General features: G+C 72.0%; 11 protein-coding genes. 4 read left to right on the top strand and 7 right to left on the bottom strand.

Annotated features, from left to right (window positions below):
• The first annotated feature begins 264 nt into the window (after positions 1–264).
• Complete coding sequence (locus KDL01_RS29290; RefSeq protein WP_307846660.1) at positions 265–774, top strand: MarR family winged helix-turn-helix transcriptional regulator; 510 nt, start codon at positions 265–267, stop codon at positions 772–774.
• A 73-nt stretch (positions 775–847) separates the two neighbouring features.
• Here the strand turns inward: KDL01_RS29290 and KDL01_RS29295 are convergent, their stop codons facing one another.
• Positions 848–1,717: a CHAP domain-containing protein gene (locus KDL01_RS29295; protein ID WP_212531878.1), complete on the bottom strand. Its 870-nt coding sequence runs from the start codon at positions 1,715–1,717 to the stop codon at positions 848–850.
• A gap of 444 nt (positions 1,718–2,161) precedes the next feature.
• Here KDL01_RS29295 and KDL01_RS29300 point away from each other — a divergent pair, with 444 nt between their 5' ends.
• Both KDL01_RS29300 and KDL01_RS45510 read left to right on the top strand, forming a co-directional pair.
• A complete protein-coding gene (locus tag KDL01_RS29300; protein ID WP_212531879.1) occupies positions 2,162–3,166 on the top strand; it encodes an acyl-CoA desaturase in 1,005 nt (334 codons plus the stop codon).
• Positions 3,167–3,203: 37 nt separating this feature from the next.
• Positions 3,204–3,968 (top strand): (2Fe-2S)-binding protein, encoded by a 765-nt coding sequence (locus KDL01_RS45510; RefSeq protein ID WP_212531880.1) that lies wholly within the window; start codon positions 3,204–3,206, stop codon positions 3,966–3,968.
• Here KDL01_RS45510 and KDL01_RS29310 read toward each other — a convergent pair.
• Both KDL01_RS29310 and KDL01_RS29315 read right to left on the bottom strand, forming a co-directional pair.
• Positions 3,965–4,906 carry a CbtA family protein gene (locus tag KDL01_RS29310; protein ID WP_212531881.1) on the bottom strand — a complete coding sequence of 314 codons (942 nt, stop codon included), beginning with the start codon at positions 4,904–4,906 and terminating at the stop codon, positions 3,965–3,967. The two genes, KDL01_RS45510 and KDL01_RS29310, sit on opposite strands and share 4 nt — an antisense overlap.
• 12 nt (positions 4,907–4,918) lie before the next feature.
• Positions 4,919–5,152 carry a CbtB domain-containing protein gene (locus tag KDL01_RS29315; protein WP_212531882.1) on the bottom strand — a complete coding sequence of 78 codons (234 nt, stop codon included), beginning with the start codon at positions 5,150–5,152 and terminating at the stop codon, positions 4,919–4,921.
• A gap of 495 nt (positions 5,153–5,647) precedes the next feature.
• On the opposite strand from KDL01_RS29315, the gene KDL01_RS29320 reads away from it, so the two are divergent.
• Entirely contained in the window at positions 5,648–7,282 is a 1,635-nt protein-coding gene (locus KDL01_RS29320) for an ABC-F family ATP-binding cassette domain-containing protein (RefSeq protein ID WP_212531883.1), read from the top strand.
• Between the two features lie 57 nt (positions 7,283–7,339).
• On the opposite strand, the gene KDL01_RS29325 is transcribed toward KDL01_RS29320, so the two are convergent.
• From KDL01_RS29325 to KDL01_RS29340, 4 genes are all read right to left on the bottom strand, one after another.
• Positions 7,340–8,722 (bottom strand): L-serine ammonia-lyase, encoded by a 1,383-nt coding sequence (locus KDL01_RS29325; RefSeq protein ID WP_212531884.1) that lies wholly within the window; start codon positions 8,720–8,722, stop codon positions 7,340–7,342.
• A gap of 136 nt (positions 8,723–8,858) precedes the next feature.
• On the bottom strand, positions 8,859–11,099 hold the full coding sequence (recD2, locus tag KDL01_RS29330) for an SF1B family DNA helicase RecD2 (protein WP_307846661.1): 2,241 nt from the start codon (positions 11,097–11,099) through the stop codon (positions 8,859–8,861).
• 76 nt (positions 11,100–11,175) lie between these two features.
• Entirely contained in the window at positions 11,176–14,832 is a 3,657-nt protein-coding gene (locus KDL01_RS29335; protein WP_212531885.1) for a hypothetical protein, read from the bottom strand.
• Positions 14,833–14,965: 133 nt separating this feature from the next.
• The gene (locus KDL01_RS29340; RefSeq protein WP_212531886.1) at positions 14,966–15,946 is read right to left on the bottom strand and encodes a DMT family transporter; all 981 of its coding nucleotides are present in this window, start codon (positions 15,944–15,946) and stop codon (positions 14,966–14,968) included.
• Positions 15,947–16,587: the final 641 nt, after the last annotated feature.

Here is a 16,587-nt window from a genome sequence, read left to right on the forward strand (position 1 = left end):
GAATCCGGGCTCTGCGTCGGGGTGCGCTGCGTCGGCGGACTCGGCGGGCCCTGCGTCGGGGGCGTCTCGGACGCGCCCGGGGGGCGCGGAGTCGGAGAACTCGGCACGCGGTTCAAGACGACCTCCTCGGTGAGGTGACGCGGGGCGCGGGCCCGGGGCGCGGAGGCGGTCCGGCACCTGCCGCGTGGCCGAGAACATATAGACAAGTTATATATCCTGTCAACGGACCGTGCGAGAACGGGGGACGCGACTATGCTTCGCAAGGTGAGCACCAGCGCCGGCCGCCGAGCCTCGACCCCCGCCGAGGACGGGCAGCACGCGGCCTCCGCGGTGCACGACCTGCTGGCCTCGTTCATCCGCCTCACCCCCCGGGACATGTCCCTGACCTCGGTCTCCACCCTGTCCACGCTCAATCGCACCGGCCCGCGCCGGATCACCGAGCTGGCCGCCTCGGAGGGGGTCACCCAGCCCTCGGTGACCGCGCTCGTCGCCTCGCTGGTCCGGGACGGATTCGTGGAGCGGCTGAGCGACCCGGCCGACCGGCGCGTGGTCATGGTGGCCATCACCAAGGAGGGCGAGGCCTACCTGCGCGACCGCCGCGCCGCCAGCACCGAGATCTTCGCCGAGGCGGTGGAGAAGCTCTCGGCCGAGGAGGCCGCCACGCTCACCGCCGCGCTCCCGGTGGTCGAGCGCCTGCGCGACGTGGTGGACGAACTGCGCAGCCTGCGTCAGGGCCAGGCGCGCGAGAAGCGGCAAAGCGAGCCGGACGCCTGAGCGCAGAGGCCTGAGCCCAGACGCCTGAGTACGGTGCCGCGGGCCGGCCGCGCGCGGATCAGGACCCGAAAGATCAGGACCCGGCGGAGCGCAGCCAGGCGTTGCCGTGGACGTCGGCGTACCCGCCGGAGCCGTCGTACTCGCCGTCGGCGTACGGGTCGGTGGCGTACGGATCCGTGGCATACGGATCGGCCGCGTAGGGGTCGGTGGCGTACGGGCCGGCCGTCCCGCCGTCTTCGCCGAGGGGCAGGTAGCCGTCGGGCGCGGAGGGGGCCAGGCCGGCCGGGGTGATGTAGCCGCTGATGGTCATACCGACCGAGCTGGGCGTGGAGCCGACCGGGATCTGGTCCGGCTCGATGGTGGCGGCCACCACGGTGGAGGTCTCGGCGAAGTAGGCCTCCCCCGACCCTGAGGTGCCGCCGAAGTCGCCGTTGGCGGTCTCGATCGAACCGTCCGGGTTCACCGAGGTGACCAGGCCGACGTGGTCGGCACTGCGGCCGTGGGTCTTGCCGGCCGGGACCACGACGTCGTACACGACCGCGTCGCCCACCTGCGGCTTGTACGTCGTGGCGGTGTGCAGCGTGGCGTTGTCGATGCCGTAGTTGTAGAAGCTCACCGCCCCCGCGTTGAGCGTGGAGGCGTTGGTCACCGCGCCCCCGGCGGAGTTCTGCCACACCCACTTGGCGAAGTCCGCGCACCAGTACTCCGCGTTCCCGCCGTTGCCGGTGCAGCTCGTCCCGTACGCGGCCCCGCCCAGCGAGTTGGGCGTGGAGTTGGCCAGCGAGCAGCTGCCCGCGCCCTTGCCCACGTTGGCCGTGGCCAGCGCGGCGATGTCGGTGCCCGAGGTCGCCGCCGACGCGGCCAACGGAGTCAGCACGATGACGCCCGCGGTGAGAACTCCGGTGGTCAGCACGGTGGCGGCGGGGCGGCGGGTCCGGGTCATCGTGGCTCTCTCGCTCCGGTGGCAGGGCCTTTCCACTGTCCAAGAGCCCCGGACCGGCCGTGGACAGGCGCGCCGTAGCCGCTCGCGCCCGTCACACCTCCAGCCGGATGCGCGCGGCGCCGCATCGGACCCGACGCACTCGTTCGGCGTAACCCGGCCGAGCGGACCGGGGCACGCGCGGGGGCTTGGCCGGGCGGAGCTGCGGGTATCAGCCCCGTGGGCGAGTTCGAACGCTCACGGGGCCGGGCGGGCACAGGGCCGGGATCCCGGCGGGGCACGTCCGGCGCGGCGCCCGGCGGTCGGCCCCGGGCGTTCATCGATTCGGCCGGTCAGCGCGTCGCGACGTTCACGAAGTAGTGCGCCGCCGTGCCGGACACTGGCGCCAGCACCCGCAGTTCCCACCGTCACACCCGGCGATCCCGGCGACCTTCGGCAAGGATGCGCATGGACCTGGCAGCCACCACAGCCACCGACCTGCCCGAGCGGCCCGACCTGCCCGACCTGGCCGAGCAGTCCGGCGCACTGCCCGCGCCGGCCCTCGGCAGGCCGCTCCTCGACGCGCCGCAGACGCTCGCGGCCGCGATCACGATGTGGACCTTCGTCGTCCTGCCGCAGCTGTGCCTGCTCGCCGCCGTGCCGCTGGCGTGGGGCCGGTACCTGACCCCGCTCGACGTGGTCCTGGCCGCCGTCTTCTACTGCGTGTCAGGCTTCGGCGTCACGGTCGGCTACCACCGCTACTTCACCCACCGCGCGTTCAAGGCGCAACGCTGGCTGCGCATCGCGCTGGCGGTGGCGGGCTCGCTCGCGATCGAGGGCTCGCCGGTGCAGTGGGTGGCCAACCACCGCCGCCACCACGTGTTCGCCGACCGGGAGGGCGACCCGCACTCGCCCTGGCGCTACGGCACGAACGCGCGGGCGCTGCTCAAGGGCCTGCTTTACGCGCACATCGGCTGGATGCTGCGGCGGGAGCTGAGCAACCGGGCCAGGTTCGCGCCGGACATCGCGGCGGACCGCGACCTGCGCGTGGTCGGCCGGCTGTTCGGGCCGCTGGCCGTGCTCTCGCTGCTCGCCCCGGCGCTGGTGGGCTACCTGGTGACCGGCGGCTGGCCCGGCGCGGTGGAGGCGTTCTTCTGGGCCGGCGTGATCCGGATGGCGCTGCTGCACCACATCACCTGGTCGGTGAACTCGGTCTGCCACGTCGCGGGCACCCGCCCGTTCGTCTGCCGCGACCGCGCCACGAACTTCTGGCCGCTGGCCCTGCTCTCCTTCGGCGAGAGCTGGCACAACGGCCACCACGCCGACCCCAACTCGGCCCGCCACGGCGTGCTGCGCGGGCAGCTCGACCCCTCGGCCCGCCTCATCTGGATCTTCGAGCGCTTCCACTGGGCCTACGACGTGCGCCACCCGCGCGCGGTGGTGCTGGAACGCGGCGGCACGCAGCCGGGCTGAGCCGGGGCCGCCGCGGCGCCCGACTACGCTGTACGTCGTGGTGACGGGCGAGGGCGCGGCGACGGGGACTTCGACGGCGGCGCGGCTGGCGGCCCTCGGCCCGTTCTTCGCCGCCGACACGCACGACGCGGGCGGCGCCCCCTGTGCGGCTGAAGCGGCGTGGCGGCCGATGGCCGAACTGCTCGATGATCCGGACGTACCGGCCGCGCGCGTCGAAGCCGTGCGCGGATACCTCGCCGCGGCGGGCGGGTTGGCACCGGAGGCGATCCCGGTGCGCGTGGCCGCGTCCGTCATGCATCTGGGGCTGGTCGCCAGGACGCTCTCGCCGCTGTTCGCGCTCGCGGTGATGGGCCGTCGGCTCGGCCCGGTGAGCCTGCGCGATCTGTGGTGGCAGCCGACGCTCGGCAGTATGTTCGCGCTCTCCATCCCCGACGGCCCTGGCGGCGGTCACCGGGAGGAGCACGTCGAGGACGACCTCATCCCACCGTCAGCGCTCGAACTGTGCGCGATGACGGCCCCCTTCGGGCTCTCGCCGCGCATCCTGCGGGGCAACATCGCCTCCGCGTTGGCCGGTGCGCGCACGGCGCTGGCCACCGCCGAGCCGTCCCTCGCACAGCGCGCGCGGGACGAACTCGAACGGTGGCTGGCCCGACCGCTCCTCGCCGACATGTGGCGGATCACGGTCGAAGGGCGCTTCCAACGCCGCAGCTGCTGCCTGATCTATCAGGCCGCGCCCGACCGCAGGGGGCCGGTCTGCGGCGACTGTGTCCTGCTCCGCCCGATCGAACCCGACGCCGGTTAGGCCGTGGGTACGGGTTCCTCGGTCGGAGCCGGTGTCGGGGTCTCGGCCCGCTTGTTCTTCTTCTGTCGCCCGCCTGCGGCGAGGAAGCGTTCGAGCAGGGCGCCGAAGACCAGGGCGATCGTGGTCCAGATCAGGACCTGGTTGAGCAGCGAGTACCAGCGGAACTTCCACAGCACGTCCGCGTCGAACCCGGGATAGACGAGCTGTCCGGGCTGATAGGTGACCCCGCCCACCGTGATGGGGGTGGACAGGATGTTCACGATCGGCTGCGGGGTCTCCGTCGCCGCCCGCGCGTACCCGAACTGGTTCGTGGCCGCGACGTTCGCGGACAGGTCCCCGAGCGAGGGCAGCAGACCGATCAGCACGCCGTACCCGACCAGGAACGCCACGGCCGAGATCACCACGGCGGTCGTCATCGTGTACCGGCGCGCCAGCCGGCGTGCCAGGACCACCGCGGCCGCGAGCAGGATCAGGGACGCCGCGACCATGACCAGGTACAGATGGCCGCGCTGCACGATCGTGAAGGTGTGCCCGATGGCCGGCGGGTTGGCCGGGTACTTCACGTACGGCAGCAGGAAGACCCCGAAGAACCCGTACGCCGCGAGCATCCACACGAGAGCGCGCGGGCGTATCCGGAACCTGCCGTGCATCACCAGGTAGGCCACCGCGAGCAGGGCGCCCATGGCGGCCGAGAACGCGATCAGCCCGGTGGCGATGCCGACGGTGGACTGGATGCCCCGGGAGAAGATCTCCGGGCCGTCCGGCGCCACCGTGCGCCCGGCCGCCTTGTTCAGCGCGGCCAGGACGTCATCGCGTCCTGATTCGTAGTCGATGGCCTTGTTGATGACCGGTTCGGCGAAGATGCGGGCGAAGACGAACGCGAGCACGCCCGCGATCGCCCCCGCCCCCGCGCCGCGAAGGATGGTGCGTATCTCCACGGTGTCCCCGGCTCAGTGGCAGGGGAAGCCGAGGAAGTGGCGCGAGTCGTGCACCCACTCGTGAATCACCATCGTCTTGCCGAACAGCGAGGTCATGCCCTCGTCGACGCCGACGAAGTAGTACGCCGCGAGCGCCAGGAAGACGGTGATGCTCAGAATCGCGAGGACACGGCCGCGGGAGAGCGCCTCGGGCGAGATCGAGATCTCGGGAACCGGGTTCGCGCCGTGCAGCGGAATGGACGTCATGAAGCGATACCTCCTGAAGGGATGGTGCGTCCCTCGTACGTGGATGGAGCCTCATGACAGCCGCAGATCTGACTGACCACCCCGCGAGCGGAGTGGATCACAGTGGCGCCACCGTGTCGGATTCCCACCGACTTCCGCGCGCCGTCATGTGATCCGGAGTCTAGGGGCGCCGGCCGGGGGCGCACAATCCGCGCACGGCGCCACGGCGGCGCGCCACCGGGGGCCCGGGCAGGCGGCTGCTACAGTGGGATGGAGTATTGATCGCATATAGGAGTTCACCGACGTGCTGGGTGATGACGACATCTCCGGTTGATTTCCGGATCTGACCGGCTACCGGCGGGTGCGCGCGAGCGCGAGGCCGCCTACGAGCCGCGATGTCGTCTTCTTCGTCTCCCGCCACACGTCCACCCCCAGGGCCGCAGCGGTTTCCCGGCACGTCCGTCCACGCCGGCTGGAAGCCTCTGCCGCCCGCGCTCGACTCCGAGGTCCAGCTCCATGTCTCACGCATCGCAGGCTGCCGTCGTCTGCTCGCATCTGTCGTTCTCCTGGCCCGACGACACTCCCGTCTTCTCCGATCTCTCCTTCGCCCTCGGCGCCGGCCGCACCGGCCTGGTGGCGCCGAACGGCGCGGGCAAGAGCACGCTGCTGCGCCTGGTCGCGGGCGAGCTGCGGCCGGCCGGCGGATCGGTCTCGGTGACCGGCGAGGTCGGGTATCTGCCGCAGAACCTGCCGCTGGCCGGTGACCTGACGGTGGCCCAGGTGCTCGGGGTGGACGCGGTGATCGCGGCCATCGACGCGGTCGAATCAGGGGACGTGGCGGAGCACCACTTCGCCGTCATCGGGGACGACTGGGACGTCGAGGAGCGCGGCCGGGTGCAGCTCGACCGGCTCGGGCTCGAGGACGTCGGCCTCGATCGGCGGCTCGACACGCTCAGCGGCGGCCAGATCGTCTCGCTCGGGCTCGCGGCGCGGCTGCTCGCGCGACCGGACGTGCTGCTGCTGGACGAGCCCACCAACAACCTCGACGCCGCCGCGCGGGACCGGCTCCACGACGCGCTCGCGGACTTCGGCGGCAGCTTGCTGCTGGTCAGCCACGACCGCGCACTGCTGGAGCGGATGGAGCGCATCGCCGAGCTCGACCGCGGCGAGCTGCGCTCGTACGGGGGCTCCTTCACCGCGTACGAGGAGGCGGTGCGGGCGGAGCAGGAAGTCGCCGAGAAGAACGTGCGCAACGCCGAGCGGGATCTGAAGCGGGAGAAGCGGGAGATGCAGCAGGCCCGCGAACGCGCCGAGCGGCGGCAGAGCAACGCCGCGCGCAATCTCGAGAACGCCGGGCTGCCCCGGATCGTGGCCGGGGCGATGAAGCGCGGCGCGCAGGAGTCGGCGGGCCGGGCCGGGCAGATGCACGCGTCGCGGGTCGGCGACGTGCAGGCGCGGCTCGACGAAGCAGAGCGCTCACTGCGCGAGGACCAGCGCATCACCGTGGATCTGCCGGACACCGACGTCCCGGCCGGACGCAACCTCGTCGTCGCGCGGCAGGCGCAGGTGCGGCTCGGCGGCGCGGCCCCCGTCTTCGCCGACGGCGGCTTCGACCTGGCGATCCGCGGCCCGGAACGCATCGCGCTGACGGGTCCGAACGGGTCCGGCAAGAGCACGCTGCTGCGGCTGCTGCACGGCGGCCTCGAGCCCGACGAGGGCCGGATCAGGCGGGCCGACGGGCGGATCGCCTACCTTTCGCAGCGGCTCGACGTGCTGGACGAGAACCGCACCGTCGCGGAGAACTTCGCCGCGTTCGCGCCGCGGCGCCCCGAGTCCGAGCGGATGACGCTGCTCGCCCGCTTCCTGTTCCGCGGCGCACGCGCGCACCTGCCGGTCGGGGTCCTGTCCGGCGGGGAGCGGCTGCGCGCCACCCTGGTCTGCGTGCTGTGTGCGGACGGGCCGCCGCACCTGCTGCTGCTCGACGAGCCGACCAACAACCTCGACCTGGTCAGCACGGCCCAGCTGGTCAGCGCCCTGAATTCCTACCGCGGCGCGTTCGTGGTGGTCAGCCACGACGAGCGGTTCCTGCGCGAGATCGGCGTCCAGCACTGGTGGGCCCTGGCCGACGGAGTGCTCACGACGCGGCAGTAGCGCACGCGGCCGCGGCGCCGCCGGATCAGCGCCCGACGACGCAGTACCCGCCCCGGATCAGCACTCGATGACGTTGACGGCGAGGCCGCCGCGGGCCGTCTCCTTGTACTTCACGCCCATGTCCGCGCCGGTCTCCTTCATGGTCTTGATGACCTTGTCGAGGGAGACGTGGTGCCGGCCGTCGCCGCGCAGCGCCATCCGGGCGGCGGTGACGGCCTTGACCGCGGCCATGCCGTTGCGCTCGATGCACGGGATCTGGACCAGGCCGCCGACCGGGTCGCAGGTCAGGCCCAGGTTGTGCTCCATGCCGATCTCGGCGGCGTTCTCCACCTTCTCCGGCGAGGCGCCGAGCACCTCGGCCAGCGCGCCGGCGGCCATGGAGCAGGCCGAGCCGACCTCGCCCTGGCAGCCGACCTCGGCGCCCGAGATGCTGGCGTTCTCCTTGTACAGCATGCCGATCGCGCCGGCCGCGAGCAGGAAGCGGACCACGCCCTCCTCGTCCGCGCCGGGGACGAAGGTCATGTAGTAGTGCAGCACGGCTGGGATGATGCCGGCGGCGCCGTTGGTGGGGGCCGTGACGACCCGGCCGCCGGCCGCGTTCTCCTCGTTCACGGCCATCGCGTAGAGCGTCACCCACTCCATCGCGTTGGCCGGGGTCACGCCCTCGGTGCGCAGCGCCCGGGCGGCCATGGCGGCGCGGCGGCGCACCTTCAGGCCGCCGGGCAGGATGCCCTCGCGGCCCAGGCCCCGCTCCACGCACTCGCGCATGACCCGCCAGATCTCCAGCAGGCCCTCGCGCACCTCCTGCTCGGAGCGCCAGGCCTTCTCGTTCTCCATCATCAGGGCACTGATCGACAGGCCGGTCTCCGCGGTCAGCCGCAGCAGCTCGTCACCGGTGCGGAAGGAGTAGCGCAGCTCGGTGTCGTCGGGGACGATGCGCTCCGCGCCGATCGCGTCCTCGTCCACCACGAAGCCGCCGCCGACCGAGTAGTAGGTCTTCTCCAGCAGTGGACGGGCGTCGGCGTCGTAGGCGCACAGCGTCATGCCGTTGGCGTGGTAGGGCAGGGCGCGGCGGCGGTGCAGGATCAGGTCGTCCGGCTCGTGGAAGGCGATCTCGTGCGCGTCGCCGATCTCGCTGCCGAGCAGGCGCAGCCGGCCGCTCTCGCGCACCCGGCCCACCTCGAGGTCGGCGCGGTCCACCTCGACGGTGGCCGGGGCCTCGCCCTGCAGGCCGAGGATGACGGCCTTGGGGGTGCCGTGGCCGTGGCCGGTGGCGCCGAGGGAGCCGAACAGTTCGGCCCGTACCCGCACGGTCTGCGCGAGCAGGCCCTGGGACTTGAGCCGCCGGGCGAACATGCGCGCGGCGCGCATCGGGCCGACGGTATGACTGGAGGACGGTCCTATACCGACCGAGAACAGGTCGAAGACGCTGATCGCCATTGATCACTACTCCAGTTGTGGGGCACGGACGAAGCTGTGGGGCACAGGCAAAGATCCATCATAACAAGGTACGAGAAAGCGGACGGAACGTGACATCGCGGGCGCACGCAGTGGTGCGGCCGCGCCGCCGAACGCCTCAGAGCCTTCCGGACAGACGCAGGTCGAGGGCGGTGTGGCGCTTGCCGGAGCCGGGCGTGCGCACGGCCTGGGCCAGCGCCTTCTCCGATCCGACCAGCACCACCAGCCGCTTCGCCCGGGTGATCCCGGTGTAGATCAGGTTGCGCTGGAGCATCATCCACGCACTGGTGGTGACCGGCATGATCACGACCGGATACTCCGAGCCCTGGGAACGGTGCACGGTCACCGCGTAGGCGTGCTGGAGTTCGTCGAGCTCGGCGAAGTCGTACGGGATCAGCTCGTCCTCGTCGGTGCGGACGGTGAGCTTCTGTTCCTCGGAGTCGATGGCGGTGACGATGCCGCCGGTTCCGTTGAACACGCCGTTGCGGCCCTTGTCGTAGTTGTTGCGGATCTGGGTGACCTTGTCGCCGACCCGGTAGGTCCGGCCGCCGAAGCGCCGCTCCGCCACGCCGTCGCGGTGCGGGGTGAGCTCCTCCTGCAGCAGCAGGTTGAGATTCCCGGCGCCGGCCGGGCCGCGGTGCAGCGGGGTGAGCACCTGCACGTCGCGGCGCGGGTCCACGCCGAAGCGCTTGGGGATCCGGTGCACGGCCAGGTCCACCACAAGGCGCGCGGCCGGCTCCGCCTCGTCCTGCAGGAACAGGTGGAAGTCGTCGAACTCGCGCAGCCGGGGCGGGCGCCCGGAGTTGATGCGGTGGGCGTTGACGACCACGCCGGACTCCTGGGCCTGCCGGAAGACCTGGGTCAGGCGCACCCGCGGTACGGGCTCGGCGGCCAGCAGGTCGCGCAGCACCTCGCCCGCGCCGACGCTCGGCAGCTGGTCCACGTCGCCCACCAGCAGCAGGTGGGTACCCGGGCCGACGGCCTTGGCCAGCTTGTTGGCCAGCAGCACGTCCAGCATCGAGGCCTCGTCCACCACCACCAGGTCGGCCGGCAGCGGGCGGTCCCGGTCGAAGGCCGCGTCGCCGCCCGGCTTGAGTTCGAGCAGCCGGTGCACGGTGGCGGCCTCGGCGCCGGTGAGCTCGGCCAGGCGCTTGGCGGCGCGGCCGGTGGGGGCGGCGAGCACGACCTTGGCGCCCTTGGCCTTGGCCAGTTCCACCACCGAGCGCACGGTGAAGGACTTGCCGCAGCCGGGGCCGCCGGTGAGCACCGCCACCTTCTGGGTCAGCGCGAGGCGCACGGCCTGTTCCTGTTCGGGCGCGAGCGCGTTGCCGGTGCGTTCCCGCAGCCAGGCCAGTGCCTTGTCCCAGTCCACGCCCTGGAACGCGGCGAGGCGGTCCTCGCGGGTGTGGAGCAGGTCGAGCAGCTGGCGGCTGAGCGCGGCCTCGGCCCGGTGGAAGGGCACCAGGTAGATCGCCTCGGTCGAGCTGAACTCGCCGGGCAGCACCTCGCGCACCGCGCCCTCGAGGCCGAGCAGCTCCTCCAGGCAGTCGGCGCACAGTTTCGCGTCGACCTGCAGGATCTTCACCGCCTGCTCGATCAGCTTCTCCTTGGGCAGGAAGCAGTTGCCCGCGTCGGTCGCCTGCGAGAGCGCGTACTGCAGCCCGGCCTTGACCCGCTCCGGGCTGTCGTGCGGGATGCCCACGGCCACCGCGATGGCGTCGGCGGTCTTGAAGCCGATGCCCCAGACGTCGGAGGCGAGTTTGTACGGCTCCTGCTTGACCACCTCGACGGCCGAGTCGCCGTACTCCTTGTAGATCCGCACCGCGATGGAGGTGCTCACACCCACGGACTGGAGGAAGACCATCACCTCCTTGATCGCCTTCTGCTCCACCCAGGCGGCGGCGATGAGCTTGCTGCGCTTGGGCCCGAGGGTCGGGACCTCGATCAGCCGCTCGGGCTCGGTCTCGATGATCTCCAGGGTGGCCACGCCGAAGTGCGCCACGATCTTCTCCGCGGTGCGCGGGCCGATGCCCTTGATCAGGCCGGAGCCGAGGTAGCGCTCGATGCCCTGGATCGTGGCGGGCAGCACGGTGGTGTAGTTCTCGACGTGGAACTGCCGGCCGTACTGCGGGTGCGAGCCCCAGCGGCCGCGCATCCGCAGCGACTCGCCCGGCTGCGCGCCGAGCAGCGCGCCGACCACCGTCAGCAGGTCGCCGCCGCGGCCGATGTCCACCCGGGCGACGGTGTAGCCGTTGTCCTCATTGCTGTAGGTGACGCGCTCGAGCACGCCTTCGAGCACGGACAAACCGAAGCCGGGGACGAGTTCGTCCCCGGCTGCCAGGCTGTTGTTCGTGGCCACGCCCTCAATCTAGCGTCCCGCGCCGACAGGCCGGAGCCGGCCGGCGCGGGAACCCGCTGGACGCGGGCGCGCGCGACTAGTCGGTGATGGTCACCGTGGCCGAGCCGTCCGCGTTGAACACCACGGAGCCGTCGTTCTGCAGATCGGTAGACTGGTTGCTGAAGGTCTGGTCGGTGCCGGAGTAGTCGGTGTAGTCCCCGCTCTCCGAGGCGACCGTGCCGTCCGAGCTCCAGCTGAAGCTGCCGTCCGAGTCCTGCGAGCTCAGATCCACCGTCACAGTGCCGACGGTGCCGATCGTCCAGGTCACGCTGTTGCACAGGTAGTAGTCGTAGTAGTTGTCGATCCCGCAGTCGCCCTCGCCGGACTCGGCCTGGGTGGCGCAGTCGTTCAGCGCGGAGCTGTACGCCTGCTGCACGGCCGTCTGCCCGGTGCTGCTCAGGGTCGGGCTCGGCAGGGTGATCTGACCCTGGCCGTCACTGCCGTAGACGGCCCAGGTCTCGCCCTCGGAGGTGTATTCCGTCGGCACGATCGTGGTGGACTCGCTGGAGAAGTCCGGGTTCGACGGCTCGCTCACGACGTGCGCGCCCGGGAAGACCAGGACCCCGTCCTGCGCGGTGAACGACACCCCGTCCACGGTCGCCTTGCTCGACCAGCCGCCGGTGACGTTCAGGTACAGGTAGGGAGCCGGCAGCAGCCACGTGCCCTGCGCGTTCTGCGACGCGAAGTAGGTGTCGGTGATCTGCTTGCCGCGCACGGTGTACTTGACCACGACCACGGTCGTGTTCGTCCCGCTGAACTTGGCCTTGGTCAGCTCGGACTGCTCGGACGTGGTCGCCTTGCGCGAGGAGACGACCGAGAAGCCCGTCGGACGGTTGGCGGCGTCGGCCAGGGTGGCGGCCGAGGTGATCACGGTGGTGCCGGTCGGCGGCTCGGCCAGTGCGACCGCGTCCTTGGCGTCGCCCGAGGCGAGGTCGCCGAAGTACGCGGAGACCGCGCCGGTGGCGCCGCCGCCGGATCCGCCCGCGATCAGGTGGTAGGCCAGGTAGCCGCCGCCCGCGAGCACCACCAGGACCAGCGGAACGATGATCTTGGTCTGCAGAAAGCCCTTGCGCGCACCGGGCTGCTCGGGCTGCTGGCCCGGCGCCGGCCAGCCGGCCGGGCCGCTCTGCCCGGGCGGGGCCCACTGCGCCGGGTACGGCTGCTGCGGATAGGGCTGCGCGTACTGCTGCGGATACTGCTCGGCGTACTGCTGCGCAGGATCCTGCTGCTGCGGGACCTGCCCGTAGTTCGGCTGGAACGGCTCGACCGGGACCGGGGGCGCCAGTTCCTGGGTGCCCGAGTTGCCCTGACCGGCCTGCACGAACTGGGTCGAGTCCTCGGCCGAGGACGGCTGCTGCGGGAACTGCGGCTGCTGCGTCTCCGACTGCTGCGACTGCTCCAGGGTCGGTTCCGGAGCCGATCCCGGGTCCGCGAAGGGCGGCGGCTCGCTGGCGAGCGCCTGGGTCACCTGCGTCACCGGGGGCTGCGCCAGCGGGACGGTCATCGTCGGCCCGGCGGCGGACTGGTCCGGCCCGGGCTGGGCCGGCACCTGCGGCTGCTGCGGATACGGCTGCTGTTGCTGCTGATAGGCCTGCTGCGCGTAAGCCTGCTGCTGGTACTGCTCGTACTGCTGCTGTTGCTGCAGGTACTGCTGGTACTGCACGTACTGCGCGTACTCCGGCGTGCCCTGCGGGGGGATGCCGGAGGGCTGACGGGGCGTGGCGGCCTGGAAGCGGTGGCCCTGGGAGAGCGAGACCGCGAGGTACGCGATCAGGAACCACAGCGAGGCCAGGCCGAGGGCGCCGAGCAGGCTCGGGCCGAGCGAGACGGTCGCGCTCACCGACCCGAGTTCGCCGGCGTTGCCGGTCATGCCGAGGGACATCGCGCCGAGCAGGATCACCGCCAGGGTCGTGACGATGGCCACCACGATGGAGCGCCAGGCGCCGTTCATGGCGTAGTCGTCGCGGTTGACCGCGAAGCGGCGGGTGGTGCGGGCGAGCACGGCGGGCGCGAGCGTGCCCACGATGACGCCGAGCAGCACCAGCCACAGGCCCCACGGGTGTTCGCCCTGGAAGAAGCCGAGCGCGGAAGAGGTGGAGCTCGGGCTGCCGTCGGTACTGTCTGCGGTGCTCTGACCCAGCACGCTCGCGCCGAACGCGCCGCCCACGAAGAGCGTCACGCCCATGCCGGCGAAGGTGCCGTAGACGGCCAGGTTCGGCAGCAGCACGAGGGCGCCGAGCAGCAGGGCCGTGCGATACGGGCCGGTGCTCGGGTCCTGGAACACCTCGACCGCGAGCCAGACCCACAGCCCGATCCCGATCAGGGTGCCCATGACGGTCAGCTGCTGCCAGGCGACGCGCACGGCCGGACGCCACTGGTCGACCAGGGCCTTGGCCCGCTCGGCGCGCGGGTCGGCGGTGGTGGGCGCGTGCAGCCACACGCCGAACCGGCCGAGCAGCCCGGCCGCCAAGGCGAGCAGCAGCGGGCCGAGGAAGACGTAGCCGGCGCCGAGGCCGGCCGAACCGTTCAGGCCGGAGAAGTCCGAGGAGGCCACCGAGGCCGCGTTGAACAGCTCGCTCGACCGGGTGACCAGCGCCAGGATCAGCATGATCAGGGACAGCACCAGCGCGGTCACGGCGCTGCGCAGGAACAGCTGGCCGAGGCTGCGGCTGGCCGCCAGCTTCTCGCGCTTGCGGGCGAAGCGGTAGAGCAGGAAGAGCACGATGAAGGTCAGTGCCCAGACGGTGACCCGGATGGTCAGGTCGATCGTGACGCCCACGCTCGAGCCGAACCCGCTGTCCTCGTTCACGCTGGCGTGGCCGGTCAGCGGCGTGCCGAGGCTGGCGCCGAGCAGGTAGACGCTGCCCTTGAACAGATCTCCGGCGGAGACGTGCGCGTTCTGGATCCCCGCGTAGACGACCAGGAGCAGCGCGACCAGGACGGCGACGAATCCGGCCAGCAGCGCCCGGCCGGCGTCGAAGACCGAGCCAAGCAGGTCGTTGACCGTCACCGGCGGCGGCCCGGCCGGACGCGCGGGGGCCGCCTGCTGCGGGTTCTGGTACGGGGTGCCGTATGGGTTCTGATATTGCTGCGGGTTCTGATACTGCTGCGGGTTCTGATACTGCTGCGAGTTCTGATACTGCTGCGGGCCGGGCGAGGCGGGCGCCTGTCCCTGCTGGGCCGGGTACGCGCCGGAGCCGTCGGGCGCCGGGTAGCCGGGCGCGGCGAAGGCGGCGGGCTGGGGCTGGAACTGCGGCGCGGCCTGCTGCGGCACGAACTGGGTCGGCTCCTCGGCCGGCGACTGCCACTGCGGCTGCTGCGGCTGCTGCGGCAGCGGTTCCGGCTGCGGAGCGTGCAGCACCGGCACCACGGTCGTCGGCGCGGCGGCGGAGTCCGTCGTCGGCTCCTCGGCCTCCGGTGCGGGCGGCGCGGCCTCGTGCACCGCCACGACCTCGGTCACCTCGGCCGTCTCGGTCACCTCCGCGGGTTCCGCGGACCGCGGGACGTCCACCACGTCCTCGACCTCCGCGACGACCTCGACCTCGACCTCCGCGACCGTCTCAGTGTCCGCATCCGCCGGAGCGTCCTCGACGTTCGGGGCGTCCTCGACGTCCTGAACCTCCGTCGCTTCGGGCTGCCCCACCCGTTCCGAGGCCCCAGCCGCGAATTGTTGCGGATCGTCGTTGTCCGACATCCTCTTCTCCCCTCCCTGACCTGTCCCACCTGGACTTGTACCCGGACGGCAGCCCTACCCCGCTGACCGGCGGCCCCGCGACCGATCGACCCGCAGCATGGGTCGCCATCGCCGTCCGGGTACAACGTAGGTCCTACGAAGCCGGGTGCAGAGACACCGGGTCGGAAATGTTATCCATCTGTGCGCCCTGGTCACGCTGAGGCAGGCTCAGCATGACCAGCGCGCAGGCGAGGACGCCGAGACCGGCCCAGCCGACGGCGCCGAGGCGCTCTCCGTGCACGAGTACGCCGAGCAGCGCGCCGACCGCGGCCTCGGCCAGGGTGATCGTGGTGGCGGTGGCGGCCGAGGTGTAACGCAGGGCGCTGCCGAACAGGGCGTAGCCGAGGCCGTTGGTGACGCAGCCCAGGTAAAGCGCCACGGCCGCGCCACGGGGCTCGAGCACCCAGGCCGCGCCGAAGCCGGCCACCACCGGGACGCACCAGAACAGCGCCGTGCCGAACATCGCGCCGTACACGTCCTGCGAGGAGCCCGCGCCGTGCTCGATCAGCCGGGAGGCGACCGTCGAGGCGACGGCGTAGGCGAGACCGGGGATCAGCGCGAGGACCACGCCGCGGCCGTCGCCCGAGCCGCCGTCGTCGCCGAGCACCAGCAAGGCCGTACCGGCCACGGCGACCGGGGCGCAGCGCAGCCAGCGCCGGGTGAGCGGCCGCCGCTGGACGAACCGCGCGATCAGTCCGGCGAACAGCGGCGCGCTGCCGAGGGTGATCACCGTGGCCGTGGCCACGCCCAGGATCCGCACCGCGGGGTAGAACGCGAGCGGGTAGGCCGACAGCGACACCGAGCCGAGCAGAACCAGTGCCCTGATGCGGCCTCGGGCGCCGCGCACCAGCCGGCGGGCGCCGGGCCTGGTCAGCAGCATCAGCAGGCCGGCCAGGCCGATGCCGAACGCCCCGACGGAGTCGGGCGAGGCCGCGGCGGGCGCGTAGACGGAGGCGAGCCCGACCGTGCCCCACAGCACGCTGCAGGCGAGCAGGGGCAGCACGCCGCGCACGAGTTCGGTGCGCGCACGGACGGGGGTGAGGACGGTGGAGGGAACAGTGGAGGAGGCATTCATGCGGAGGTACACACCTTTTCGGCCGAGATGTCAGGATTTCATCGATCTACTGACGTCCGGGCGCGCCGCAGCGGGCCGGGGCGGCGCTGTGCGCGCCGGCCGGGCCGGGATCTGAACGACCGTCGGGGTCCGACGCGCCCGTCAGGCGCGCGGAGGCGGCAGCTGGCAGAAGCGGCGGGCGTGAAGGTGATGCACGGAGCCGAGTCTAGCGCCGCCCGCCCGCGCGGGAACGGGACGGGAGCGGCCCGGAAAACGGGGGCCGAAACAGGGCCGAGGCGGACGGGATGGGACTCGACGGGACGGAACGGGACGGAACGGGACGGAACGGGACGGGATCGGACGACCTGCGAGGTAAGGGGTCCGGATACCGGGCAGCCCCTTGACATCGGTTGCCGTCAGGTGAACTCTGTATGACGGTTCCGGTCAACGACGACCGGAACCTCTGTGCTCTCCCGATGCGCCCCGCGATCTCGCGCGGGCGCCTCGTTCGGCCCGGGGAGACCCGCGAGCGCGCAGGCGAGACGGCCTTCGGCAGGGAAGGGGTCTTCGTGTCAGAATCCGCACGGCTTGATGCCGGACGCGGGGGCACGCGGACGCCGCCCGAGGCCCGGGCGGCCCGTGCCGCCCGGACGCCCGCGCCC

Source organism: Actinospica durhamensis (assembly GCF_018139695.1).
GTDB classification, from domain to species: Bacteria; Actinomycetota; Actinomycetes; order Streptomycetales; family Catenulisporaceae; genus Actinospica; species Actinospica durhamensis.